This window comes from Polynucleobacter sp. JS-Mosq-20-D10, assembly GCF_018687755.1.
Classification (GTDB): Bacteria; Pseudomonadota; Gammaproteobacteria; order Burkholderiales; family Burkholderiaceae; genus Polynucleobacter.
Window position 1 is genome coordinate 1,331,414 of record NZ_CP061305.1, and the last position, 25,995, is coordinate 1,357,408.

General features: G+C 45.2%; 23 protein-coding genes. 5 read left to right on the forward strand and 18 right to left on the reverse strand.

Annotation, left to right across the window (positions count from 1 at the left end):
• From FD967_RS06900 to bchF, 3 genes are read right to left on the reverse strand one after another with little or no spacing between them, the layout of a single operon-like run.
• Positions 1-1,449, reverse strand: coding sequence for a BCD family MFS transporter (locus FD967_RS06900; RefSeq protein WP_305848862.1), 1,449 nt, complete (start codon positions 1,447-1,449; stop codon positions 1-3).
• A gap of 2 nt (positions 1,450-1,451) precedes the next feature.
• Positions 1,452-2,177 (reverse strand): magnesium protoporphyrin IX methyltransferase, encoded by a 726-nt coding sequence (bchM, locus tag FD967_RS06905; RefSeq protein WP_215325241.1) that lies wholly within the window; start codon positions 2,175-2,177, stop codon positions 1,452-1,454.
• A gap of 21 nt (positions 2,178-2,198) precedes the next feature.
• On the reverse strand, positions 2,199-2,873 hold the full coding sequence (gene bchF, locus FD967_RS06915) for a 2-vinyl bacteriochlorophyllide hydratase (protein ID WP_251369001.1): 675 nt from the start codon (positions 2,871-2,873) through the stop codon (positions 2,199-2,201).
• A gap of 291 nt (positions 2,874-3,164) precedes the next feature.
• Between bchF and FD967_RS06920 the strand changes: the two genes are divergently transcribed.
• The 5 genes from FD967_RS06920 (at position 3,165) to FD967_RS06940 (ending at position 8,545) form a co-directional block, all read left to right on the forward strand.
• Positions 3,165-4,001 carry a B12-binding domain-containing protein gene (locus tag FD967_RS06920; protein WP_215325242.1) on the forward strand — a complete coding sequence of 279 codons (837 nt, stop codon included), beginning with the start codon at positions 3,165-3,167 and terminating at the stop codon, positions 3,999-4,001.
• 1 nt (position 4,002) lies between these two features.
• On the forward strand, positions 4,003-5,418 hold the full coding sequence (ppsR, locus tag FD967_RS06925) for a transcriptional regulator PpsR (RefSeq protein WP_215325243.1): 1,416 nt from the start codon (positions 4,003-4,005) through the stop codon (positions 5,416-5,418).
• A 10-nt stretch (positions 5,419-5,428) separates the two neighbouring features.
• Positions 5,429-6,115, forward strand: a complete 687-nt coding sequence (locus tag FD967_RS06930) for a spheroidene monooxygenase (protein WP_215325244.1) — start codon at positions 5,429-5,431, stop codon at positions 6,113-6,115.
• On the forward strand, positions 6,108-7,673 hold the full coding sequence (gene crtD, locus FD967_RS06935; protein ID WP_251369002.1) for a 1-hydroxycarotenoid 3,4-desaturase CrtD: 1,566 nt from the start codon (positions 6,108-6,110) through the stop codon (positions 7,671-7,673). The genes FD967_RS06930 and crtD overlap by 8 nt, the downstream gene beginning before the upstream one ends.
• Positions 7,674-7,831: 158 nt before the next feature.
• Positions 7,832-8,545, forward strand: coding sequence for a carotenoid 1,2-hydratase (locus tag FD967_RS06940; RefSeq protein WP_251369003.1), 714 nt, complete (start codon positions 7,832-7,834; stop codon positions 8,543-8,545).
• Positions 8,546-8,558: 13 nt separating this feature from the next.
• Here the strand turns inward: FD967_RS06940 and FD967_RS06945 are convergent, their stop codons facing one another.
• The 15 genes from FD967_RS06945 to FD967_RS07015 all read right to left on the reverse strand — a co-directional run bounded on the left by FD967_RS06945 (position 8,559) and on the right by FD967_RS07015 (position 25,973).
• Positions 8,559-9,593 carry a phytoene/squalene synthase family protein gene (locus tag FD967_RS06945; RefSeq protein WP_215325247.1) on the reverse strand — a complete coding sequence of 345 codons (1,035 nt, stop codon included), beginning with the start codon at positions 9,591-9,593 and terminating at the stop codon, positions 8,559-8,561.
• Positions 9,590-11,107 carry a phytoene desaturase gene (locus tag FD967_RS06950; protein WP_215325249.1) on the reverse strand — a complete coding sequence of 506 codons (1,518 nt, stop codon included), beginning with the start codon at positions 11,105-11,107 and terminating at the stop codon, positions 9,590-9,592. The genes FD967_RS06945 and FD967_RS06950 overlap by 4 nt, the downstream gene beginning before the upstream one ends.
• 76 nt (positions 11,108-11,183) lie before the next feature.
• Positions 11,184-12,251, reverse strand: a complete 1,068-nt coding sequence (pufC, locus tag FD967_RS06955) for a photosynthetic reaction center cytochrome PufC (protein ID WP_215325250.1) — start codon at positions 12,249-12,251, stop codon at positions 11,184-11,186.
• Positions 12,248-13,261, reverse strand: coding sequence for a photosynthetic reaction center subunit M (gene pufM, locus FD967_RS06960; protein ID WP_251369004.1), 1,014 nt, complete (start codon positions 13,259-13,261; stop codon positions 12,248-12,250). The genes pufC and pufM overlap by 4 nt, the downstream gene beginning before the upstream one ends.
• Positions 13,262-13,277: 16 nt before the next feature.
• Complete coding sequence (pufL, locus tag FD967_RS06965; protein ID WP_215325251.1) at positions 13,278-14,102, reverse strand: photosynthetic reaction center subunit L; 825 nt, start codon at positions 14,100-14,102, stop codon at positions 13,278-13,280.
• A gap of 85 nt (positions 14,103-14,187) precedes the next feature.
• On the reverse strand, positions 14,188-14,394 hold the full coding sequence (pufA, locus tag FD967_RS06970) for a light-harvesting antenna LH1, alpha subunit (protein ID WP_215325252.1): 207 nt from the start codon (positions 14,392-14,394) through the stop codon (positions 14,188-14,190).
• 9 nt (positions 14,395-14,403) lie between these two features.
• Positions 14,404-14,628 (reverse strand): hypothetical protein, encoded by a 225-nt coding sequence (locus FD967_RS06975; protein ID WP_215304490.1) that lies wholly within the window; start codon positions 14,626-14,628, stop codon positions 14,404-14,406.
• A 27-nt stretch (positions 14,629-14,655) separates the two neighbouring features.
• On the reverse strand, positions 14,656-14,808 hold the full coding sequence (gene pufB, locus FD967_RS06980; protein WP_112294336.1) for a light-harvesting antenna LH1, beta subunit: 153 nt from the start codon (positions 14,806-14,808) through the stop codon (positions 14,656-14,658).
• A gap of 142 nt (positions 14,809-14,950) precedes the next feature.
• Positions 14,951-16,408 (reverse strand): chlorophyllide a reductase subunit Z, encoded by a 1,458-nt coding sequence (gene bchZ / locus FD967_RS06985; protein ID WP_215325253.1) that lies wholly within the window; start codon positions 16,406-16,408, stop codon positions 14,951-14,953.
• Complete coding sequence (gene bchY, locus FD967_RS06990; protein ID WP_251369005.1) at positions 16,408-17,946, reverse strand: chlorophyllide a reductase subunit Y; 1,539 nt, start codon at positions 17,944-17,946, stop codon at positions 16,408-16,410. Before bchY ends, bchZ begins: the two co-directional genes overlap by 1 nt.
• A gap of 24 nt (positions 17,947-17,970) precedes the next feature.
• Positions 17,971-18,978 carry a chlorophyllide a reductase iron protein subunit X gene (locus FD967_RS06995; RefSeq protein WP_215325254.1) on the reverse strand — a complete coding sequence of 336 codons (1,008 nt, stop codon included), beginning with the start codon at positions 18,976-18,978 and terminating at the stop codon, positions 17,971-17,973.
• Positions 18,975-19,922 carry a chlorophyll synthesis pathway protein BchC gene (gene bchC / locus FD967_RS07000; RefSeq protein WP_215325255.1) on the reverse strand — a complete coding sequence of 316 codons (948 nt, stop codon included), beginning with the start codon at positions 19,920-19,922 and terminating at the stop codon, positions 18,975-18,977. The genes FD967_RS06995 and bchC overlap by 4 nt, the downstream gene beginning before the upstream one ends.
• A 162-nt stretch (positions 19,923-20,084) precedes the next feature.
• Positions 20,085-21,203 carry a methyltransferase gene (locus tag FD967_RS07005; RefSeq protein ID WP_215325256.1) on the reverse strand — a complete coding sequence of 373 codons (1,119 nt, stop codon included), beginning with the start codon at positions 21,201-21,203 and terminating at the stop codon, positions 20,085-20,087.
• 38 nt (positions 21,204-21,241) lie between these two features.
• Complete coding sequence (locus FD967_RS07010; RefSeq protein ID WP_215325257.1) at positions 21,242-22,144, reverse strand: polyprenyl synthetase family protein; 903 nt, start codon at positions 22,142-22,144, stop codon at positions 21,242-21,244.
• A gap of 10 nt (positions 22,145-22,154) precedes the next feature.
• Entirely contained in the window at positions 22,155-25,973 is a 3,819-nt protein-coding gene (locus FD967_RS07015; protein ID WP_215325258.1) for a magnesium chelatase subunit H, read from the reverse strand.
• Between the last annotated feature and the right edge of the window lie 22 nt (positions 25,974-25,995).

Here is a 25,995-nt window from a genome sequence, read left to right on the forward strand (position 1 = left end):
TTAACTTGGCAATTCATCTAAACCAAACTTCTGAGAAACATTGATCTTGGGCTGCTTGTTCATAACAACTAGAGGTCCAATTGCGATCAAAGTAATAAACAGCAAATAAAACTCAATGTGATACACAAAGCTATAACCTGTAGCAGTAGAAATCAGGCCGTCACCTAGCAAACCACTAGTCGCTAGACTAGAAATCACATCACGAATTACCCCGCCAGCTGCAATAGCAATGCCCGATGCGGTAGCGTGCACAGCACCCCAGGCACCGAGCACCAAACCATTCATGCCGCCTGATTCAAAACTCATTGCAGCAGTTAAGGTGCTTACGGAAAATAAGCCGCCTCCAAAGCCAATCAAAAATGCACCGCAACGAAATAACAAAGGCGAAAGTAAAGGCTCAGAAAAAATGACGCAACTAAATGCCAGAATGCCAAACAAGGCGCCAATTGAGGCGAGGCGATAGGGATCAATGGAACGATTTAAGTAACGTGCTGCTACAGCAAAAGCAGTGAGAGCCCCTAATGAAGTTAGGCTGGTCAATACTGTAGTTGCGCTGACAGATAAGCCCAACACTTCAGCACCATATGGCTCCAAGATAATGTCTTGCATACTAAAGGCTGCAGTACCTAAACCTAAGGCCACTAAAAAACGCATCACTTTGCCTTGTTTTGCAAAGGTAGCCCAAGTCTCTTTAAAACTTGGAGTTTGAATTGAGTAAGCCGTTAAATGGGGTTGGCGAGGTTCTTGCTTCCAGACTGCAATGACATTGAGCAGCAAAGTAGTGGCTGCAACACCTTGCACTACACGAATCAACAGAATGGGCGTGACATCAATGAGTAAATAACCAAAGATCGCACTACTCACCGCCATACCAACCAACAACATCATGTACATGAGTGCAACTACTCTAGGCCTAGCCTCAGGTTCAGCCAGGTCTGATGCCAATGCAAGACCGGCAGTTTGGGTCGTCTGCATGCCAGCACCCACCAATAAAAAGGCTAGCCCAGTTGCTGCTTGTGCAAACCAAGTGGGCCATGTGGTGTCACCTGACAGCAGAATTAATGCAAAGGGCATGATGGCAAAGCCACCAAATTGCAACCAAGAGCCAATCCAGATATAGGGCACTCTGCGCCAGCCAAGAAAAGACTTATGACTATCACTCTTAAACCCAATTAACGCTCTAAAAGGAGCAAATAGCAAAGGTAGGGCAACCATAATCGAAACTAAAGCAGCGCTCACTTGCAACTCAACAATCATCACGCGATTGAGAGTGCCAATCAGCATCACCATTGCCATGCCTACCGAGACCTGAAATAGCGATAGCCTCAAGAGGCGGCTAAGTGGCAACTCTTTGGTGGCGATATCAGCAAAAGGCAAGAATCTTGGACTCACTCGCTTCCAATTTTCAAATAGCTCTTTGCCGCGCCAGGTCAGAGTAAACATTTTCATTACTATCGCGCCGTATTTTGCTTAGCCTGCTTCTTACTGAGACGCATAGCCTGTGAAAAATAAAAAGCGCGCTGTACTTTTTGAGTGCTTACTGGCGCCCAATCAGCTAGACCATCATGCTGACTAAAAGTCCTGGTGAGGGAATCTATCGAAATCGGTTGAATAAACGGTGACCGATCGCTACGAGGAAATAAACTACCAAGGGTAAGTAACGTACTTAGTGCTGCATTGTTAGGAGCAAAGGTAAAGGCGATATTAGCTCGTGTACGATCGGCAAGCTTGGCCATAGAATCAGCAATATCTAAATGGTGATAGTGAATCATGGAGTCCATACAAACAACATGATCAAATTCACCTAGGGCAGGATCAAGCATATCGCCTGAACGAAACTCGATAGAGCCCGCTCCAAAATCATTACCAATTCTCTCGCGAGCCAAATCAACTAAAGTGGGTGATAAGTCAATCGCCAGGACATGTGCTCCGCGCTTAGCTAAATCGGCTGCCAACACGCCAGTGCCACAGCCAGCATCCAATACTCGATGACCAGTCAAATCGTTAGGTAAATAACTGAGCAATAGGTGGCGCATCTCTTCACGGCCCGCTCTGACTTTGGCACGAATACCGCTCACCTTCGCAGTTGAAGTTAACTTCGCCCAAGCATCAACTGCCGTTCGATCAAAGTATTCCTCTAGTTGGCTACGTTTTTGGGTGTAGGAGTTTTTTTGCATTAGTTCACAGAGTCTTTTAGATTATTTCAACCAAGGGGAATATATATAGGCAAGGAGATGCGCAATGATTGCTATAAATCCAAAAAATTGTGTCCCTTGAACTAGATTGCGATGCAACTCTTCCGCCTCATCCATACTTAAGCCGGTTAAGCTGGCTTGAGAGCTATTAATACTTGCTGCTTGACTAGCTTCAAGGCGAATAGCCTCAGCGCCAAGCTGAGACTCGCGCTGCCTCTTCTCCTGATCTAAGCGCGCCATCCGCAACTTCCAAATAAATTGGCCTGCATTGATCACATAAGTTGCGTATGCAGCTAATGCCAAAATCATTAATTGATATTGATCTAAGTATCCTGTTGCTAAAGCCACTAGATATAAAGTGTGCAAAAGCAATACCAACATACTGAAGACATCTTCCCAGAAGAATGCCGGTGCAAATAAGTAGCAATTGAAAACCACTTTTTCCCAAATGCATCCAGTAAGCATGATGGTGTAGAGCGTTAAGGTTTTCACCACCACCGAGATATTTGCTGCGGACTCCCCTTCTCCTGTCCACAAAAAACGCAGCACTAAATATAAGCTCACTAAAAAAACCAAAAATTGAACAGGCGCTAAGATTCCTTGGACCAAGGTCCATTTAGTCTCGTCTCTTCTTACCCTTTCCTCTGGGGTGTAAAGTGGCTTATATGTTTTTTCCATGCACAGTCTGCTGTATTTTCCAAAACAACTTTTAGACAATCGTTAACGCACTTTTTAAAGCCAAAAGTGTCACAGAAAGTTTACGGTATTTAAGGAAAGAAAGTCCTCGGGATAACCCTAGACTAGCGTTTCCCCTATGGAAAGTCTGTCAAGAAGAAGGCTAAATAGTACGCAAGCCAAATGTTGTCTATTTAGGACAAATTGGGCATTTTTTTGCACTGCAGCATATTTTCGGTGTGCATTTGACACCCTACATTTTGTGTTCCTAATTACATCTTTGGGAGATGGGCCTTGTCGGAATCGCTGAAAAAAACATTTCAATCTAATTTAGGCGAATTAGATAATACTGAAATGATGCTGTGGCTCAATAAAACAATCGAGTCCGAAATCATCCCCCGCTTACTCATGGGGCATAAATTAGTTTCCGCCAATGGTTTAAATGGCGCTGAAACTGAGATTGAGGTGAAGCAGTCTGAAATTGTCGACTTTTGCCAAACATTAATAGATGGGCCAGTAGAGGACTGCTTCTCCTTTATAGAACGCATGAAAAAATCGGGGCATTCTCTTATCTCCCTATACGTAAATCTCATCCCAGCTTCTACCAGGCGCTTACAAGTGCTTTGGGAGAACGATGAAAACAGTTTTACGGAGGTTACATTAGCCCTTGGGCGCGCTCAGAACCTGATTCACCAGCTTAGCCCCATCTTTGTAAATCAAAGCAATTTCAGTGAGTTTCAGGGAAATGCCCTTCTTGTTAATGTGCCGGGATCACAGCACACCCTAGGCATCTTAATGTTGGGAGAGTTTTTCAAACTAGCCGGCTGGAATGCAACGGTTGAAATTGAAATTTCTAGCGAAGAGTTAAAGGACCGTATTCGCTTGCAAGCCTGTGATTTAGTTGCTATTTCTGTCTCAACTGAGGCTCAGTGGGATACAATGGAATCGTTGCTGAAAGAAATAAAAATAGTCTCAAAAAATAAAGAGATATTGACGATGGTGGGTGGCCCGTTATTCGACTTCAAACCTGAGCTAGTCAGCGCTTGCTCTGCAGATGTGTGCACTCTTACCGCAGAAGAAGCCATTATCAGAGTTTCTGACCTGTTATCACAAAGAAATCGTTTGAATTAAGATGACCACCTCACTGCAACCACATAATCTCTTTCAGAACTTAAGCAGTGAAGAGCTTAGCCATTTAGCGCAAGCATCTGCGGATATCTCTTTTGTATTAGATGACTCCGGATCAATTCAAGACATCTACTCCCATAAACAAAGCTTAGCCAAGCATATTCCAGACGACCTCATTGGGAAAAAATGGTTGGAGGTAGTTGAACCTGACAGCAGAAAAAAAGTTCAGTACTTGTTAGACGATGCCAATCAAGACAATATTTCCAAATTTAGACAAATTAATCTCTCTAGCAATGCGAAAGATACATCGCTGCCCATAATGTGTGCCTCAATCAAGGCGCTATCGAATCAAAAGATCATTGTTATTGGCAGAGATCTTGCGGAAATCGCTCAGCTACAACAAGATTTGGTTATAGCTCAGAAACAGATTAGTCAAAACTTTCTACAAATCAATCAGCTAGAAGAGCGTTTTCGCTCTATCTTTGAAATTGGATCTGAATCCATCATCATTCTTCAAGCAGACGATGGATATCCAATTGTCGAGATGAATAGCAATGCTATTAAGCAACTGTTGGTTGCCAAAAAAGATTGCGTTGGAAGATCGTTTCTATCTCTTCTACCTGCCGATGAACTCGGCAAAGTAACTAGTTTTTTTCAAGAGATGCTCGAAATAGGCGAGTCGAGAGAATTGGATACTTCTTTTGTTGGCGGCAAAAAAATTCAAATCAGTGCAAGCTCTTTTACCAATAGCGGGAAACTCCACTTACTATTGAATCTCAAGCCACTGGACCATACTCAAGCAAACCTCTTGATGGAGTCCGACTCTCTCACTGTTAAGGCCATTGAAAATAATGCCTACGGTTTTGTCGTTTGCACTCCGGATGGTCAGATTCTAAAAGCCAATAAAGCCTTTATCAAATTAAGCAATACCAAGAGCGAACAAGAATTAATTGGCACCTCTATACAAAAGTATCTAGGTTCAGAAACGGCGGATTTTGATCGGATGATGCAATCCCTTAAGGGAAGAGCTAGTGCTCAATCCTGCATCTCCTCGATTAGTAACAATAATAGTAACTTTAAATTGGTCGATATATCAGCGGTATCTGTAGCTCATCCACGCGCCTGTATTGGCATGATCTTTCGTCAAATGGATTCGAGAGAAAATAAAGTTAAACGCATAGATAAAAAACTAGTACGCAGCTCTGAGGAATTGTCCATGTTGGTTGGCAAGGTTCCCTTAAAGGATATTCTTACCGAGACCACTGACTTAATTGAGGAGCTCTGCATTAAAGCCGCTTTAGATTTAAGTAATGACAACCGCGTTTCAGCGTCTGAAATCTTGGGCTTATCACGCCAAAGCCTATACATTAAATTACGAAAATACGGCTTAGTAGATAGCGATATTAAGGCTATTGATTAGAAAGCCCGTAATGAACGGCCAAGTTGCCTTAATGGTTTTGGTTGATATCCAATTATCAGCAAAAATCAGCGGTATTCTCAGACTCATGTTTGCCCGCCTAGGGCTCTGGAAGACTCCAGGACTGAAATTCTATAAACATATGGGCTCAGGAAAAAATGGTGGCTTCTCGATTCATCCAAGCGGAACTCATCAGGCACTATTTTGCGTTTTTCAAGACATGGACAGCCTAGAACAGTTTTATCAATCCTCTAGATTAATTCGCTGGTATAGGGCACATGCTCAAGATTTTTTTTCAGTCAAACTGAAGGCATATTCGATTAAAGGCCAATGGTCAGGTTTTGCTCCACATATAACAGCTGAAGCACCCTCTTCCGGTCCGATCGTATCGATTACTAGAGCATCCATTAAGCCGCTATATTGCGTTTCCTTTTGGCGAAAGCAACCTGCCGCAGAAATCTCTCTTGAACAATCATCAGGTTGCATTATTGCTGCCGGCGTTGGTGAAGCCCCTTTCTTTCGACAAGCGACTTTTACTATTTGGGAGTCCCAAGCGGCGATGGATCAATATGCCCGGCATGGCGCCCACCAAAATGCAATACGCGCTTCCTTAAGTGGCCATTATTTTTCTGAGTCCATGTTTTCGCGCTACATCCCTTTTGATGCCGATGGCAGTTGGAAAGGACGCACTCTTGTCTAAACCACCGGTCATTATTGTCGGCGGCGGCATTGGTGGCTTAAGTTGCGCACTTGATCTGGCGTCTTCTGGCGTAGAAGTGATTCTGATTGAAAAAGAGGAGCAACTAGGAGGCAAGATTCGGCAATTAAATTGCTCTAGCGATCCCACCTCTCCTGCGCTGATAGACTCTGGCCCTACTGTCTTCACCATGCGCTGGGTTTTTGATGCACTCTTTCAAAAAGCGGGCACCACCTTAGAGTCTGAATTAAATATTACTAAGTTAGAAGTCCTGGCTCGTCATGCTTGGAGCAAAGATGAGCGGCTAGATTTATTTGCTAATGCAGATCAATCAGCAGAAGCGATCAAGACATTTTCTTCAGCAGCGGAAGCAGATCGCTTTCTTCAATTTTCCAAGCAATGTCGAAAACTCTATCGAGCACTTGAAAAACCTTACATGCTTTCTGAAAAGCCCAGCTTTGGAGGCATGATTACTGATCTTGGAATATCTGGGTCTAAGGTCTTATACGAGATTGGCTTATTTAATAGCTTATGGAAATCACTCGGTGACTACTTCCATGACCCCAGATTGCGCCAATTGTTTGGAAGGTATGCGACCTATTGCGGATCATCCCCCTATCAAGCTCCTGCGACTTTAATGCTGATTGCCGATGTTGAGGCGCAAGGGGTATGGGCAATTGAGGGGGGTATGTACAGCCTAGTCAAAGCCCTTCAGAAGTTAGCGCAAGATAAAGGTGTCAAACTGGTGACTGGCCAAGCTTGTGAAGAAATCTTAATAGAGCGAGGTCGTGCCAGTGGGGTGAGATTAGCTGATGGCACCAGTATTAAAGCCCAAGCAGTCATTTTTAATGGTGACCTGGCTGCGCTTCAAACAGGTTTACTCAACCCCTCTAGCAAACAATCATTAAATGCCAAAATGACTCCGCCTAGCCCTACCAAAAGGTCGCTTTCTGCTGTTACCTGGTCGATCAATGCGAAAACAGATGGCTTTCCTTTGGTCAGACATAATGTGTTTTTTAATCAAGACTATCGTGCTGAGTTTGATGACATTTTTCAAAAGCAACGCCTTCCTAAAAAGCCAACGGTTTACGTATGTGCACAAGATCAAGGCGATACATATCAAGCCAGTTTGAAATCACAAAGACTGCTATGCCTAGTCAATGCACCAGCAAAGGGCGATCAGTCAGAATTTAGTACGCAAGAAATCGACGCATGTGAACGCGAAACTTTTAATCTTCTACAACAGTGTGGTCTTAATATCGACTTGGATAGCGCAATATGCCAACGTACAACGCCCTCTCTTTTCAATCAACTCTTTCCAGCAACGGGGGGAGCTCTATACGGCCAAGCCAATCATGGCTGGATGGAAACTTTTGGGCGAGCTTCAGCGCAAAGCCCGATTCCAGGCCTTTATCTAGCGGGGGGCAGCGTACATCCAGGGCCGGGAGTGCCAATGGCAGCACTATCGGGACGAATGGCGGCCGCAACTCTGATGGATCACCTCGGTTTGATCAAGCTGTCGGGCAGAACGCTTATCTCTGGTGGTACATCGATGCTCTAAGTGATGACGGCAAGAACGGCATAGTACTGATTGCATTTGTTGGTAGCGTTTTCTCGCCCTACTATGCCTGGGCAAGAAGAAATGATTCTTCAGTTAACCCCGAAAATCACTGCTCACTGAATGTTGCCATTTATAGCCCAGGGAAAAACCGTTGGGCAATGACTGAGCGAGGAGAAAATCAAGTCTCCCGAAACTCTTCCGATTTCGTCATTGGACCAAGCAGCCTGCATTGGGATGGCAATAAGTTAACAGTTCAGATACGGGAGCGTGCAGTGCCTTTTGGGCAAAAGATTGCAGGTACCGTTGAACTCTACCCCAATACTTTATTTAACTTTAGTACACCACTAGATGCTGCTGGCAAACATCGCTGGGGGCCTCTTGCCCCATCAGCGCGAGTCAAGGTGAACTTAAATTCTCCCGACCTGCAATGGGAAGGGAATGCCTATTTAGATTCAAATGAAGGTGATGAGCCTATCAGCGAAGCTTTTCATGAATGGGACTGGTCACGTGCAGAAATGAGTGGTACTAGAACTTCAGTAATCTATGACGTGCGAGAAAAGAATACTCAAGAAAATCTATTGGCACTCACTTTCAACCCCAATGGAACAATTGATCGCTTTGAACCCCCTCCAAGGCAAGCTCTACCAAAAACGATGTGGGGTATTCAAGGGCATATGCGCAATCAAAGCTCTGAGACCCTGAGAGTACAAAAGATTTTAGAAAATACGCCTTTTTATACTCGCTCTGTTTTAAATTCTGAACTATTAGGAGAAAAGGTGCTGTCGTTTCATGAAACCCTCAGCGTTCCCAAGTTAACCTTGGCAACCACTCAGCTCATGCTACCTTGGAGAATGCCTCGTAAGACCTGGTAACTTGCTTCAATAGCTACTGTAGAGCCCTACCACTCTTACGAGGATTGCGACGACGCTCCTGTCGCTCCATGAGCTCCACAAACCACAATAAGCGATCATGAGCTGTTCCATCAAAACGCTTTTCATGAGGCACTTCAATTACCGCATTGACTAAATACTGAATAGCTTTATCGGCATCCACATCAAGCTTCCAAGAAAATATCTTAGAGATGGCTGTAAAAGCTTCTGCTAAAAGTATCACTTTTCTCTTGGAGGGCACATAAGCCCTTGTCGATACAGAATCTAAATTCAGTTTTTCTACCTGACGACCAATCTCGGCATAAATCAATCGAGCCGCCTGAATTGCTGGTCGACAATCCCAGGGTAGATCAGAAATTCCGCTCTCAGCACGTGAGTACAAAACATCTGCATGCTTTAAAAGACGAGCAATCACGCTCGCAATTTGCTCATTAAACTCAGGCTTACTTAACCAAACTTGAGGATCTAATCCTACTTCTCTGAGCCAATTCAAGGGCAAATAAATACGGCCGTTAGCTGCGTCTTCACCCACATCACGCGCAATATTAGTCAATTGCATTGCAAGACCTAGCTCACAAGCTCTTGCTAAGGTCTCTGGCTCCCGACGATCCATGATGACGCACATCATTGCTCCCACTGTGCCGGCAACCCTAGCGCAGTAATCCAATAAATCCTCTAAGGAGTTATAAGTTCTGAATTGGGTATCCCATTCATAACCCTCAATTAAGGCTAGGGGTAAGCTAATAGGAAGATGAAATTCTTTAACAACAATGGATAAGGCCCGATCAGCAGCAATATCGTCTGGCGTTCCTTGATAGATTCGATCAAGACGTTCACGCAACTTAGGAATTGCATCAGGCTCTGCATCTACCGCATCCGCAACATCGTCAGTAATCCGACAAAATGCATAGAGCGCAGTTGCAGGATCTCTGACTCTTTGGGGCAAAATTCGAGAGGCAGCAAAGAAGGATTTGGATCCATCTCGCATGGTTGCGACACACTCTTGAAGATCTTTAATATTTTGACTCATGCTAGAACTTTTTTAGGATCTGGTACTACAGACATTAATGCTTTTGCAGAAGATAAAACACCGGGGATACCCGCACCTGGGTGAGTTCCAGCTCCTACCATGTAAAGACCTTTGACATCTTCGCTACGATTATGTGGTCTGAACCAAGCGCTTTGAAGTAATAGTGGCTCAAAACCAAAGGCGGCACCTTTTACTGAAAGGAGGCGATCCTGAAAATCTTGCGGCGTCATTAGAAAGGATGTTTTAAGGTGCTTCTCAAATCCAGGCAAAACACTTTCGTCTAGATACTTGGCAATCGCTTGGCGATAAGGCTCAGCCTCTTTAGCCCAGTCTGTGCCGCTTTCTAAATTCGGCACCGGAGCCAATACATAGAATGCATCACCTCCAGCAGGCGCTAAGGATGGGTCCGTGGCAGTTGGTCTATGAAGATACAGACTAAAGTCATCCGCTAGCACATGTCTCTTAAAGATATCCGTCAGTAGCTCTTTATAGCGCTTGCCCAACAGGATCATGTGGTGAGGCACATCAGGATACTGATTATCTGTGCCGAAGTACCAAACAAAAAGACTCATCGAGTATTTGCTCTTATTGACCTTAGCATCGGTCCACACTTTCCGATGCTCTGGTGCAATCAGTTTCTGATAAGTCCAAGCAGCGTCTGCATTAGAGACCACAATGTCTGATGGAATAAATTCACCATTGGCTAGGGTTACGCCTTCAGTTTTACCACCGGCCACTTCAATACGCTTCACTTCAGAGTTCAGGCGAATTTCCACCCCTCTACCAGCTAATAGGCCAGCCATGCCTTTAATTAAAGAGCCTGTTCCACCCATCGCGGAATGAACCCCATGACGGCGTTCTAAGGAATTGATCAGTGCATAGACTGCGGTAACTGAAAAGGGGTTGCCGCCAATTAATAGCGGATGAAAACTCATTACTTGACGTATCTTGTCATTCTTTAAATGACGTGCAACCAATTTGTAGATACTTTCCCAAGCCCGCATCTTAATCATCGATGGAATTGCACGAATTAAATCGCTGATCGAGTCAAATGCAGTTGAACTGAGCTCCTGAAATCCCAGCTTGTAGCATTTTTCTGCCTCAGCCAAAAATCGCTCGTAACCTGGTAAGTCTTGTGGTGCAAACTTAGCAACTTCGGCGCGCATTCTGGCGGGATCACCCGTGTAATCAAAGTGAGTACCGTCATCAAAACGGATGCGATAAAAAGGATCCATTGGGCGCAGATCAACATCATCTGACATTTTCTTGCCACACAATTCCCATAATTCTTCGAGTAGAAATGGTGCGGTGATAATGGTTGGGCCTGCATCAAAGGTATAACCATCACGGTGATGGACGTAAGCCCTGCCCCCTGGAGCATCTAGCTTTTCTAAAACAATGACCTTGTAGCCTATGCAAGATAAACGAATGGCAGCTGCAAGCCCGCCAAAGCCACTGCCAATCACAATGGCAGTAGATGCTTCATCTTCCTTAAAGTCAGCTTTTTTTAGCATTTCCTTAAACCAACTTTTCTATAAAAAATAGCGTCATATTTATCCTATGACGCTATTGGTTATTACAAACTATAGGTTACTTCATTGCGACAGATTTTGCCGGTGGAGCTGGATCATTAGCCTTCAGCGCTGGCTTAGCTGGGCCAGTTAAGAAAGGATAATCTGACAACATCGATACACCATAGAGGGGCTTGTAAGCACCTTGGTGGCAAGTACCGCAATTGGCTTTCGCAACATCACCCGTTGGACCTAAACGATGCGGAGGGAATAATCCCTGGATCGGCTCCATATAGTTATTATTGATGTCTTGTGCCATCCGAATTGCATACCAAGCCTTCGATCTTTGTGGAGGGCTTTCTTCCCAAGCTGAGAAGTTACGAGTGTTATGACAGTAGGTGCAATTGACACCCAATGATTTTGAGAAATGCATCATCAGACCATAAGTCGATTCAGTCTCATTGATGCTATGTTTATTGCCAGTTGGTAATGCTGTATCTCCCTGCACGCGAATGTTGCTTGATTTTGTGAGGTATTGAGCAAAATAATCATTCGGCAGAGATGAATAAGCTGATGCGCTTACTGGTGTATTTTGCCCATCCTTATTACCCAAAAGACCATTGCCTGTTTGTTGTTTCGGCTCTTTAAACCAAACTTGCTCAGGAATATTCTTGCCACGATGACATGTATAGCAAGTAACACCAGTCTGCGCAACGTGGTCTTGCCACTGAGTATTTACTCGTTGAGTCATCAAAATCATCTTACGCGCAACTTGCTTTGTATACAGCGAGTCATCTGCAAAGTTTGCCGCGTTATGACAGTAAGTACACCCCTGCTCTGGTGCAACCCAACTTGTCATTGAAACCATGAACGCGCTAAATTGGGCAACGCTCAAATTATTGAGCACCTTCACATTTTGATATACAGCCCCTGCTTTAGGTCCATCTGCTGGAGCTGGTCCATACGACACGGGGACTGTATTTTTCTCGGCCTGCTCAGCCAATGTGCGCGGGTTGTAAATTAAATCCATGCCTGTTCCACGGTAACCATGCTGAACAGCTTCTATTGGCGGCCTCTCACAGCCTGAAAGCAATAGAACACTTGCCAATAGAGCCGGCAATATCAGAAATTTTCTTAATTGCTTCATGGCTTCACTCCCATGTTGGTAGGTGCAGCAGGAGGGACAAAACCAGAGGTAGCAGGGTCAGGTATTGGAACGCCAAACACATCCGGATAAGAAGGTGCAACATTGTGTTTGACTGCCCATAAATACCAGTTATCCACTACAGTACCGGTCAGTAGAATACCAATGCCACCAACTAGCGGTGTTAAGACCGCAAACCACCAAGCCCAACGGTGAATCGATTCCATAGTTGCATTAAAGCCCATGGTCCATCTCCAGAATAAAGCAGCTCTTTCTGAGGCTGTGCCACGATCTACAATTTGCTCAATTTCACGCTCACCACCAAAGCGGCTCACCGCCAGAATGGTTGCGCCATGCATTGCAAATAAGAGTGCCGATCCATATAGGAAAACAATCGACAACATGTGGAAAGGGTTATAGAACAAATTGCCATAACGTAATGAGAAAGCGGCAGTCCAATCTAAGTGCGAGAAGATTCCAAAGGGAACCGCCTCACTCCAGCTACCCATCATGATAGGACGTATAAATCCTAATACCAGATATAACCAGATCGCTGCTAAGAAGCCCCAAGCGATATGCGTACCCATACCTAAGGCAACAGCGCGGCGATACATTCTTGCCCACCATAAAAGAATCGAGACGGTCAGGAAGAAACCTGCCATCATCCACCAGCCGCCCTCATTGAGCGGCATAAATAACGACAGACCATGCTTAGGTAAGGGTGGATCTAAAGATAGCCAAAATAATTGGCGCACAAATTCAATGGGGTTCCAATTGACCGAAGCTAACATATTCCAACCCATGATCTGGATTGCAATAATTCCAAAAAATAAAGATGCGATACCTAAACCGCCGAGATAAATTGGTCCAAGCTGGGCATTACCCAAACGCCCAAACAAATGTATTAAAACTGGTTCGCCAAAACGTTCTCGTTCATCACGAGGATCTATATGAACCCCATGATGTGGCGGAGCAACTACTTGAACTTGAGTAAATAGGTTTTGATATTCCATAATTAGTATGTTCCTCTTAACGCCAAATTGGTAAGTTCAACCACCAACCCCACCACTCCGGCCAACCACGAGACCAGAATGGGCCGCTGATCACAATACATACAGCGCTCCAGAAAACTGCTGCTAAGGCTAAAAATAATCCAAGGCGATGGATTCCTAAAGTACCAATCGAATAGCCAATTGCATCTCTAAAGAAGGTGTCTTCATGCTCAGGGGTTTTTACAAACTCGCCCTTTTGAGGATTGGTAGAGGACAAAACCAAGCCACCATGTAATACCAAAGCAAATGTAGTTGCAAAGAATAAGGACACAGCAATCATGTGCGCTGGGTTGTAATGGAAATGTAGGTACTGATAACCTGTGTTGGAAACCCAATCTAAGTGACTCAAGATGCCGTATGGGAAGCCATGACCCCATGCACCCATCAATACAGGTCGAATCACTACCAAAGTGAAATAAGCAAACACCGCCATTAAATAGGCGAAAGGAACATGAAGTCCCATGCCTAATTTTCGACAAATTTCAATTTCTCGTAAGGCCCATGAAAAGAATGCTCCTAAGGCACAAACCGTAATCAGCTGCCAAAGCCCGCCTTTCAATAAAGGGGCGAAACCTAATCCATAACTTATATCTGGTGGCGCGATATTAATCTGCCAAGGGTTCCATGTTGGACCCTGTGAAGCACCCCACAGAATGAGTGCGGTGCCTAAGAAAGCGAAGAAAACGGTAGTAACACCAAAAAATCCTACATAAAACGGCCCCACCCAAAAATCGAATAAGTCCCCACCGACTAACGTACCGCCTCGAACGCGATACTTTCTTTCAAAACTAAGCATGGCCATTTTTTATGCTCTCCAATGAATGGATAAATAGGGTTGAGCTAAAAAGCGATTTAACCTAACCCTATTCACCATTTTTTTATACAAATTACTTTGCTGCTGGAACTGATGGTGGCATTGCAGAACCTGTTTTTGCTTCCATCGCCTTAAACTGGGCTTGGCTTAAACCATCCAACCAGTTAAAACGAACACTACTCAGCAAAATCAAGTGAATCATTGCTGCAAGACCAAACAGGAAAACACCTTGAACAACCATTGATCGCAAGGGATCATAAAGTTTCCAAATTCTCCACATAATCTTCTCCTAATTTAAATAAGACATAAAACCATAGACTGCCGACCTCGTACCATCGATAAGTGATTTTTCTTCAGCTCCAGGAAGCCAAGAACTCCACTTCGTTGGCAAAATCTGGGTGAATAAAGAAATAGCAAAGCACACTAAAAAACATAAAATAAAAATAAGATTAAAAGTAATCGAATCCTCCCTGATCATATTTTTCTCTTTGCTCATAACGTGATTCATTTTCATATTATTCCCCTAAGATTTATTCCGTTTTCAGTGGAACCAAGGACGCCATGCCCAAACCAAGATATGGGCTACTACAGCTATAGAAGTAAAGCCAACTAAACCTTGGATGTACAACTGGTGAAACTCCTTGGCTTCGTCATCAGTAAGGCCAGATATTGAACCTGTTCTGTGATCGCTCATAACCAATTACCTCCTTCAAAAATAGCCTTGCGGCCGTTACCGCGCTTAACCCGCGCGACATGGGCTGTAGCGTACGGCATGCCACATTCCGTTTCCAACAAATCAATGGATTTGTTGTAATTGACTTTTGTTGTTAAAAAAATCATGCTTCGATCTCTTCAATAATTTCCTTGCAAGAAGACTTCACTCTTGCAGATGTAATTCTTTCTTCACCAGCCTTCTCTGCCTCTTGCTCTACGCGATCACGCATCTCTTTTGCTGCAGAAATCTGAATCAGCACTGGCCTGGTTTTAATGTAGTCCGCAACCAATTTCTGGGCATCCTGATCCCAAGGGAGCGCGTTGGAGCGATAGGTGCGGGTTAGTGATGCGTCTACCTTGTCCATATCAGTGCCTAATGGCAAGATATAGAAGAGCGCATCAAACAATCCGTTACAAAATTCTTGAATAATGTATGTCGCACCGGCATAACCCATAAATGGGGTGCCGGTATGGCGACGAATAATCGCCCCAGGAAAGGATGAGGGGATATAAGAAGCTTTGCTACCAGTTTCAGCTAGATACATTCTTTCGTTGTAGCTGCCAAACATGACTAGTGGCGGCTTCTCTTTAGTGAGCTTTCGCACATCTTGATTATTGGTTTTTTCGCCAGGCTTTCTTGGGACGGCAAAACTGCAAGGTAGACCCATCTCATCTGATAGGAAATGACGAATACCCCGGGTATAAGTTTCATTAGCTACCACGGCATAACTGGCTGTACTGAAAAAATCTTGAGTTACAGAACGCCATAAGTCCCAGATTGGCTTAATGGTGGTGTGTTTTTCACGTTCAATAAATGGCTCTGGATCTAAACCAAGCAATTCGCCGAGTTTGCGCAAGAATTGAGTTGTGCTATGCAAACCTAATGGTGCTTGCAAATATGGTCGCTCTAAAGCTTCACATAACATCCGACCAAATTCACGATACATACAAATATTCACATCTGCATTCACTAAGTTCTCTACTTCAGCCAAGTGAGATCCCAGTGGGAAAACCATATTAATATCAGCACCAATACCTTCAACTAAACGGCGAATCTCGGCTAGATCACTAGGCATATTGAACGTGCCGTAGCATGGTCCAATAATATTCACGCGTGGCTTTTCGCCTTCGGCTCTTGGTTTACGTTCTGGAATCTTACGAGTTCCATATTCACTCCATAACCAATACATTGCGCGGTTAGCACATTGCCATTGATCTTCATCAATGGTTCTTGGTAAAAAGCGGGCAATATTCATACCCTCTGGAGTAACGCCACCACCAATCATCTCTGCAATAGAGCCGGTTACGACTACAGCCGGAAGATCAGGGTCTAAAGTGGCGTGAGCACGTTTCATGGCGCCCTCTGTGCCTTCACGACCTAACTGCTCTTCCTCTAAACCGGTAACTACAATCGGCAACTCATGTGGAGGTAATGCATCGGTATAGTGCAGGACAGAAGTTACTGGTAAGTTTTCACAACCGACAGGGCCGTCAATAACTACCTGTAATCCTTTGATGGCAGTAAATACATAGACTGCTCCCCAATATCCACCAGCACGATCATGATCGATGACGAACATTACATCATCTCCTCAGCTTTGCGCTTCTTCAATTTCTTCTCTAGCTTGCGGCGGACCTCAGCCTTAAACTCTGGGTGATCTTGTGGAACATTTTCCCAAACACCTGACTTATAGCCAGATCCAACATCTCCAAAAAATGCTTTCATCTCATCAAAGCGCGCTTGATTACCAATCGCAGCATTGATCACTTGCGCTAATGAACCAGCTCCGGCAGGACCCATCAGCGGTCTTGCTGAAATGAGATTCGTAAAGTAAAGCGAGGGAATTGAAGCTTGCTTAGCTGCTTGAACTACTGGAGTTGTACCAATTGCCAAGTCAGGCTTGAACTCTTTCATCGCGGCTAAATCTTGCTCTAAAGAGGCACGGAATTGAACGTGAACGCCTTTTGCTTCCAACCATTCCCGATCTTCATCACTCCAAGGAGTGCGTGGGCATGCTGAGCCAACATAACGTACATCAGCACCACTCTCAATCAGCAAACGTGCCACGATGAGCTCTGAACCTTCGTAACCGCTCAAGGTAATGCGTCCTTTAATTGGAGCAGCAGCAAGCACACCCTTAATTGCTGGGAGGATACGGTTTTGCGCAGCTGCAATTAAATCTTGTGGGGTATTGGTAGATTTACCAATGGCCTCTAACCAACGGGCGGTGCCCTCGTAACCTACCGGAGCTGATCCAACAATAGATCTTCCCGCTGCTTGAAATTCGCGAATACATGAGGTGTAAAAAGGATGCAATGCGGCAACCGTTACACAATCAAGCGCTTGATACATTTCACGCCATTCGCGGGTAGGTACTGAAGCGCCGACTGCTAAACCCATCGGCTCAATCATCATGCCGATGCCAACAGGATCAGCTGGGAAAATTTCACCTAATAAGGTAATGGTAGGCTTGCTTGAGCGACCAGCACGTGGTGCCTGCACTGGCCCAGACATGGCCTCATTGCGAGCGTAATTGAGCATTGCACCTGCTAATACATCCTTCGCTTCAGCATGAGTTGGCACACCAAATCCTGGCACATCAATACCGATGATGCGTACACCATTAATTTCTTTTGGCAACAACTGAAGCGGAACACCGCTAGCAGTTGGTACGCATAAATTAATAATGACGATTGCATCATATTTTTCTGGATCGGCTTCTTGATAGACAGAATCACGAATGTCTTCAAACAACTTGCCAGTAACCAATGTCTCTGAATTAAATGGCACATAACCAACACTACGACGTGCGCCATAAAAATGAGAAGTAAAAGTGAGACCATAAACGCAGCATGCTGAGCCAGAAAGAATCGTGGCAGTTCTGCGCATCCGCAACCCTACTCGTAAGGCTCCAAATGCAGGGCACATACTTTGTGGCTGATCATGCGGACCTTTAGGATAGTCTTTTGCATACTGCTGCAATGTTTCTGACTTACCCGCAGCCTTTGCAGCAGCAAGCATTTCTGCTTCACCAGAATGACAACCTAAGCCATCTCCTAGCGTAGGATCAGTTTTTAACTTTTCCTCTGGGGTAATGGGAATAATTGTTTTATTCATAACGGCGTATTGATCTCTATCTCTTTAGGCTTGATCGTAGATAACTTCGAGTGTTTTCTTGATCACTTCGTCTTTACCCATCATGTCTTTCACAGTGGCAGGTTTTAAGACGACATCGCGACCAGTTATTTCTGAGGAGAACAGGCCCAATAACTCATCTTGACTTAATGGCTTAGGGCGCACTGGCGGAGCTTCTGAAACGTTAGTGGCGAGCTCTTCGAATAGCGGAGCCCACTGTGTACCAGGCTGGCCAATAATTTCATAACTCGCACTCTTGCGACGAATATCTTCGTTCGCAGGGATGGCTGCCAATACAGGGATACCAGCCTTCTCAGCAAAAGCTTGTGCCTCGCCAGTCAGGTCATCCTTATTAATCACCATGCCCGCTACACCAACGTTGCCGCCGAGTTTGCGGAAGTACTCCACAGCTGAACAAACGTTGTTCGCAACATAAAGCGATTGCAAATCGTTACTAGCAACCACGATCACTTTTTGGCACATATCTCGAGCGATTGGCAAACCAAAGCCGCCGCAGACCACGTCTCCCAAGAAATCAAGCAATACGTAATCAAAGCCCCAATCGTGGAAGCCTAATTTTTCTAATGTTTCGAAGCCATGAATAATGCCGCGACCACCGCAGCCACGACCTACTTCTGGGCCACCGAGCTCCATCGCAAATACACCATCACGAATAAAGCAAACATCGCCAATCGAAACAGACTCGCCAGCTAATTTTTTCTTAGAGGAAGTTTCAATAATGGTTGGGCAAGCTTTACCACCGAACAAGAGCGAAGTGGTATCGCTCTTTGGATCGCATCCAATCAACAATACTTTCTTGCCTTGTTGGGCCATCATGTATGACAGGTTGGCAAGCGTAAAGCTCTTACCAATACCGCCCTTGCCATAAATAGCAATGATTTGGGTTTCTTTAGTTACAGGACCAGTAGAAACTGGATCGGGCTCAATAGCAGCCTCTTTTTTTAAGTCCATAAACTGAATTGTTGCTGTTGCTGGGATGCTTGATGAACTCATTGCAGATTTCTCCAATCTAGAACCATTTTTAAACAATCGATATTGTTGAAAGCCGTGTGATAGGCCGTATTTGCATCATTCGGTGAGGAGCGATGCGTAATCAAACCATCCAAACTTAATTTGCCAGACTCGACTAAATCTTTTATTGCCACTAAATCTCCAGGCGCCCACTGCGCCGCAATGCGAATACGTGCTTCCCGCATAAAGGCTTGTGGGAATGAAAAAGAAATCGTGTCATAAAATCCTGCCAAAACAATTTCACCGCCAGGAGCAAGACAGCTAATCAACGTATCGACTAAACGGGCATCGCCACTGACATCCACAATCGTTTTATATTTTTTAACTGGATCATCTTTGGGATCTATTGCGTCGTAACCTATGGCACCTTCACGGCGCCCTGCATTGGTTTCCCACACTACCGGGCGCTTACCCTTGGCAACTGCAATCCGAGCAATCAAGCGACCTAATACACCATGACCAATAATCAAATCTGGTTGCTCCTGTCCAGGGCCAGAAGTCACGTGGTGGCCAGTTGCAGCTAAAGCAAAAAGGATGGCTTCTTCACCTAAATGATCTTGAATAGCAATCACGCGATTACTATCTACGACCACCCGTGAAGCTGCACCACCAAACAAGCCCTTAATCTCTCCGTAGCACTTTGCACCAGGAACGAATACTCTTTGACCGATCTTTAAATTAGAATCTGCACCTGCTTGCACTACCCTGCCAACAGACTCGTAACCGGGTACCAATGGATAGCCCATGCCAGGAAAATTCGGCATTTTTCCAGTCCACAATAATTTTTCTGTACCCGTACTGATTCCGCTCCACTCCATATCAACCAAGACATCGATGGGGGTCATAGGGGTTAATTCAAGATCGGTAAGAGCAACACTTTCTGGTCTTTCCAGAACGATCGCTCTTGTTTGATATTGATTAGTCATTGCTCGCTAAATATTCTTGTTTTTTCGATTAAATGTGTAAAAAAATATTTACACTTTGTTTTTAACCTGTATTTGCCCATTTGTCATCTAGGGGTTTTCTCTACTAACTCAATTAATCAAAAAAAACCTGTCCGGATAGGTCTTTTACACACTTTTAACGCCTTAAATTGCAGGTTTATTGCACTGCAATATTTGCGCATTCAAGGGCATGTAAGAATTTAATAGCTTGATATCCGTAAAGCCTGCTTGACTCAATAAACCGCTAATTTCTGCTTCAGTTCTGGGTCTTCCTCTGCCCATGGCCAGTAGATAAAAACCAAAATAGGCATGGCCCATCGCCTCAAATCCCTTGGTCTCGGCCATAGGCTCTGCAAGCAATAAAGTCCCACCTGGATTGAGGGCATCAAACACATTGGCTAGCAACTGCCTTACTCGAGCGTCATCATGATCAAAGATGACTCGAACCAGGGTTGCCAGATCACAGCCTTTAGGTAGCGGGTCTTGGAAAAAGTTCCCGCCTACGGCCTGCGCTCTATTAGATAAGCCAATTTCCTTAAAGTGCGAATTGGAGAGTTCTGCTACACCAGGAATATCAAATAATTTAAAAGTAAGGTGGGGGTAGCGGCTGGCTAATCTTTTAATAAAAACACCCTGACCACCGCCGATATCGAGAACCATTTGGTGTTTGCCCATAGGGTAGGCATCGATAATCTCATCTGTTACCAATGATTGGGTATGCGCCATCAATTTAGAGTAGTCAGCAACTGTTTCAGCTGATAAATTTTCTGGTGCCGCGCCCTGCTCTGGCGTGATGTAGGACCAGTACTCATTTAGAGCGACGGAACTTTTATCGCCCTGTAACAAAGCTATCGGATCGGACAAGTCGCGATAGAAATCAGCATGGTGTTTGACCATATCCAGAATGGCAACATTGCCGACTAATGGAGCGCTCTTCATGCTGAGTGCATAACGATCATCGCTACGCTTGACCAGCAACTGGATAGCGACTGCCGCATCTAGTAAACGCCTTAAGCCGGCTGGCTTTAAAGGCACTTGTTTTTGAAGATCGCCAAAGCTGACAGCACCCTTTGCCAAGATGTCAAAAAGGTTTACTTGGGTGCAAGCAAGCAGAACTTGGGTGTAGACAAAGCCCGCCATCAAATCAAAGATGCTGGAGGCTTGCTTTCGGACTATCCAGCGAGTGAGTGGAAAGCGGGTAGCACAGCGCTGAAAGCTTGGTGAGGCAATTAGACGATTACGCCAATCGAAGAAACGTTCCATGAATGGCAATTGATGAAAGAGAAAAAACAGAGTGTGGCTTAAGAATGACTAGCGTGGCCGACTAGGATCTTTCTCTCCTTATCCTTAAACCATTCTGATGGCACTAGCCGCTCCGACTCTTGTCGCACTAAGCCTCGCAGCATTTTCTCGCCTTTGCAATGAGGTATTGAGGCAATTGCCTTTTGTACTAACTCATCAAAACGTTGCACTGCTCCAGTTAAACCTAAATCTTTTGCAGAGCTGGGGCGATTATGAGCTATGTCCTGGCCACAGGGTTTTCCTAAAACACTCTGGTCTGCAACCACATCACGAATATCATCTGCTACTTGATAAGCTTCGCCAAGCCACTCACCTAGAGGCCTCCAAGTCGCCGCATCTGCTCCCGCAGCTTGTGCACCAGCAGCAGTCGCCGCCTCAAATAAGGACCCTGTTTTAGCTCGCTGGTAATCACCTAAATCTACTTTTGATTCACACTCCCAGGCCTGGCCCGCAACAATTCCATGGGGAGATCCTACACTCATTGCAATTGTGTTCATCAATGGGGCTAAGCGGAATATTGAACGAGTACCTGAGCTTGCTAGGCACTGAAAAGCCAAAACGATGAGGGCATCGCCTGCGAGAACAGCAATACGCTCACCATAGGCCGCGTGCACCGAAGGCCTGCCACGTCGCAACGCTGCATCATCAAAACAAGGCAAATCATCATGGACTAAAGACGCGCAATGCAATAACTCAATTGCGCTAGCAGCTGCATTGGATAGAGCGGGATCATCATCTCCACAAGCAGATGCCACTGCTAAACATAATTGAGGACGAATTCTGGCTCCACCAGGAAATACCGAGTAATGCATTGCCTCCTGCAATAGCTGAGGCCCCTGCTTAGAGTAGGACAAATGCATTGCATCTTCAAGACTTTGATTGATTCGATCTAGCATACTCATATTTAATCCTTTAAGCGGCTACAGCAACGTTGTCATAAATACCTTCGAGACGATCCTCAAGCTCATCGTTTGCTTCTTGCATTTGCTTCAGCATCTCTGCATCAGGCTGCCAGTAATTTCTTTGTGATGCCTCTGTTAAGCGATTCGCTAAACGCGCAGCAGCGGTGGGATTGAGCTTTGCCAAGCGTTCACGCATTTCTGGGTTCAGCATGAAAGTCTCAGTCAGTTGCTTATATACCCAGGGTTGAACTTGACCTGTAGTTGCTGACCACCCCATAGTATTAGTGATATGAACCTCAATTTGCCGCACGCCCTCGTAACCACTCTCTAGCATGCCTTCATACCATTTTGGATTGAGCATACGAGTACGAGTTTCTAAAGAAACTTGTTCCGAGAGAGTTCTGACTGCGCCTTCACCCTTCGTTTGGTCACCGATAAATACCGGCACATCAGCCCCACCCTTTGCACGCTTCACTGCCCTAGTAATGCCGCCCAAGGTATCAAAGTAGTTATCAATCGTAGTAACTCCCAACTCCATCGAGTCTAGGTTTTGATATGTCATTTGTACATCGGATAAAACACTCTTCAACAAAGCGTTATTCTGAATCGGCACACCAGCACGTCCAAAAGCAAAACCTTTTCTTCGGGTATAGGTTTCAGCTAACTCATCCTCTTCTTCCCACACGCTGTTTTCAACCATATTGCTCACGTTCGATCCATAGGCGCCATCAGCATTGCCATACACTCGCAGTGAGGCAGTTTCTAAGTCACAACCATGTTCTTTTTGGTAAGCCAAGGAATGTTTACGAATGAAGTTTTGCTCCAGTGGCTCATCTTCAGCAGAGGCAGCCATAAATGCGGCTTCGGCTAATAATTTAATTTGCAAAGGCAAGAGATCTCGGAAGATACCGGATAGAGTAATGACTACGTCGACTCTAGGGCGCCCTAATTCGCTTAATGGAATCAATTCCGCGCCAGCTAAACGACCGTAACTATCAAAGCGGGGTTTAGCACCCATCAATGCGAGGGCCTGACCAATTTGTCCACCTTCGGATTTCAAGTTATCACTGCCCCATAAAACCATCGCAATCGATTCTGGGAGCTCATGACTATCTTCTTGGTACTTATCGAGAATGCGCTGAGCTTGCTTAGCACCATCCTTAACAGCGAAGACGCTCGGAATTCTAAATGGGTCAAAGCCATGCAAATTACGGCCTGTAGGTAGTACTTCGGGATTGCGCATCACATCACCGCCTGCAGCAGGTCGAATAAAGCGGCCGTCTAAGGCATCCAGCATCCCAGTCACCTCAGTCTCTGCAGACATCAACTCGTTAGACTTGACCATCTTGCCAAATAAATCTTCTAAGGTTTCGCGACTACCTAATTCAAGTAACTCCGGATTGGCATCAATCACTTTGTCAAACTTCTCACCATTCATGAGAGCTTCTACTACAGCGTCCTCTACTGGGTGATCCAAGGCCACATCGGCCATCGCCTTCAATAAACCAAAGCGCTCAGCAAGTGGAGGTACGGCACCAACTACATGCAAGCCATGGGGTATTAAGGTGTACTCGAGCTCGAGCAATTCATTAAAGAGATTGCTCACTGTATTTTGCAAGCCATCAACATCAGATTTGTCCCATACGGGTTCAGCTTTGCACAGATCAATCTCTGCAGCTTGGGCCTGAATCAATTCAGCTAAATCAAGGCGTTCTTCATGTGCATCTATTTCTAGGGATCTAAAGCGCTCGATCGAAGACTTCAAATCTGCTAGACCTGCATATAAACCCGCTTGAGTAACTGGAGGGGTGAGGTAACTAATCAGCGTTGCTCCAGAACGACGCTTCGCAATCGCGCCCTCCGAAGGATTGTTTGATGCGTATAAATAAATATTTGGTAGATCATTGATTAAACGATCTGGCCAGCATGCGCCACTCATACCAGTTTGTTTGCCAGGCATGAACTCAAGTGCACCATGCGTACCAAAGTGAATCACTGCTGTAGCAGCAAAGTCTTCCCGCAAATAACGATAGTACGCAGAGAAAGCGTGAGTCGGAGCAAAGCCACGCTCAAATAGCAAGCGCATTGGATCGCCCTCATAGCCAAATGAAGGTTGTACTGAGATCAGCACATTACCAAACTGCTTGCCAAGTACAAAGATCGAACTGCCGTTTGAAAGCTGTTTACCAGGAGCCGGGCCCCATTGAGCCTCGATTTCTTTTAACCAGCGTTCACGACGCACATGATCATCGACTGGAATCAAAGTATGAACGTTAGCATCAGCACCATACTGCTGTGCATTGCCTTTTAAAATCGAGTCACGCAACTCATCAACCGATTCTGGAACGTCAACGGTATAACCACGCTCCTTCATACCAACCAATAAGTTTTGAACCGATTGGAATACGCTTAAATAAGCTGCGCTACCAATATTTCCGGCATTTGGCGGGAAGTTGAACAATACGATACCCACCTTGCGCTCTGCGCGTTCCGAACGACGCAGGTCAACCAATTTACCCACCCGTGCGGCCAACATCCCCACACGCTCGGTACAGGTAAACATATCCTGAGGATTGTGGTCATCCGTAAATGAGCATTGCTTATGACAACCAGTGCAAGTCGTTCCAGATGCACCAGGACGTCCGCCATAAACCATTGGAATGGTAGAGCCATCTAACTCCGGAATAGCCACCATGATGGTGCTCTCAACTGGAAGTAAGCCGCGCTCGGAACTGCCCCACTGCTCCAGATTCTGAAACTCAACTGGGTGAGCAGCAATGTAGGGAATATCTAATTTAGCCAACACCTCTTCAGCTGCATGGGCATCGTTGTAGGCTGGTCCACCCACCAAAGAGAAGCCCGTTAAAGAAATCATGGCATCGATGGTTGGTTTACCGTCTTGGCTAAAGTAATCATCAATTGCTGGGCGGGCATCTAAGCCAGCAGCAAAAGCAGGTACTACCTGCAAACCTTGGGCCTCTAATGCGGCAATAACCGGATCGTAGTGACCGCTATTACCAGATACCAAGTAAGAACGGAGTACTAAGAGCCCTACTCTGCCACGCGCTTTGGCATCGGGCACCACCTTAGGCAAATCACTTAAATTATTGCTAAGGCGATTCTTCATCCTTGGGTGATACACACCAGAATCTGGATATTCGACTGGATCAAGTGCCTTAGCATTTTTACGCAAAGCCTCACGCGAGCCAGAGGCGTAGCGATTGATAAGGTTGACCATCATGTTGTACATGTTTTCTTGAGAGCCGCCCAACCAATACTGCAGCGATAAGAAATAAGCTCTAAGGTCTTGAGCGGTGCCTGGTACAAAGCGCAACATCTGCGGAATCACACGCAACATTTTCATTTGCTTTGCGCCAGCAGTCGAAGCTTTACTCTTACCATCCTTATCTTTAGCGCTTGGACGCAGCTTTTTGAGCATCGCCATCAAACCACTAGCTGGCTTACTCATATCCAGCTTGCCAATTTTTGTTAACTTAGTAACATCCCCTGCAGACATGGCACAAACCATGGCATCACAATGATCTCGTCTTGCTTTGAGATCATCCAAGATGGGTAAATAGTGATCCTCCAAGAACAACATTGTGGCAATCACAATGTCGCCGCTGGCAATGTCATCCTTACAATTTTGCAAATGCTCTGGATTTCCGGCAAATTCACTAGCTGAGTGAATCTTTAAAGTCGCCCCCGGAATCGTCTTCTTGAGATCCTCATAGGCGCGGTTTGCGGCACTATTTAAATGAGTATCCATCGTAACAAGCACCAGCTTGATAGACTCATGCAGGTTAGAAGCTTTTGTTTTTGTCAGCATTAAATAGTTTTATTAAAAAGGT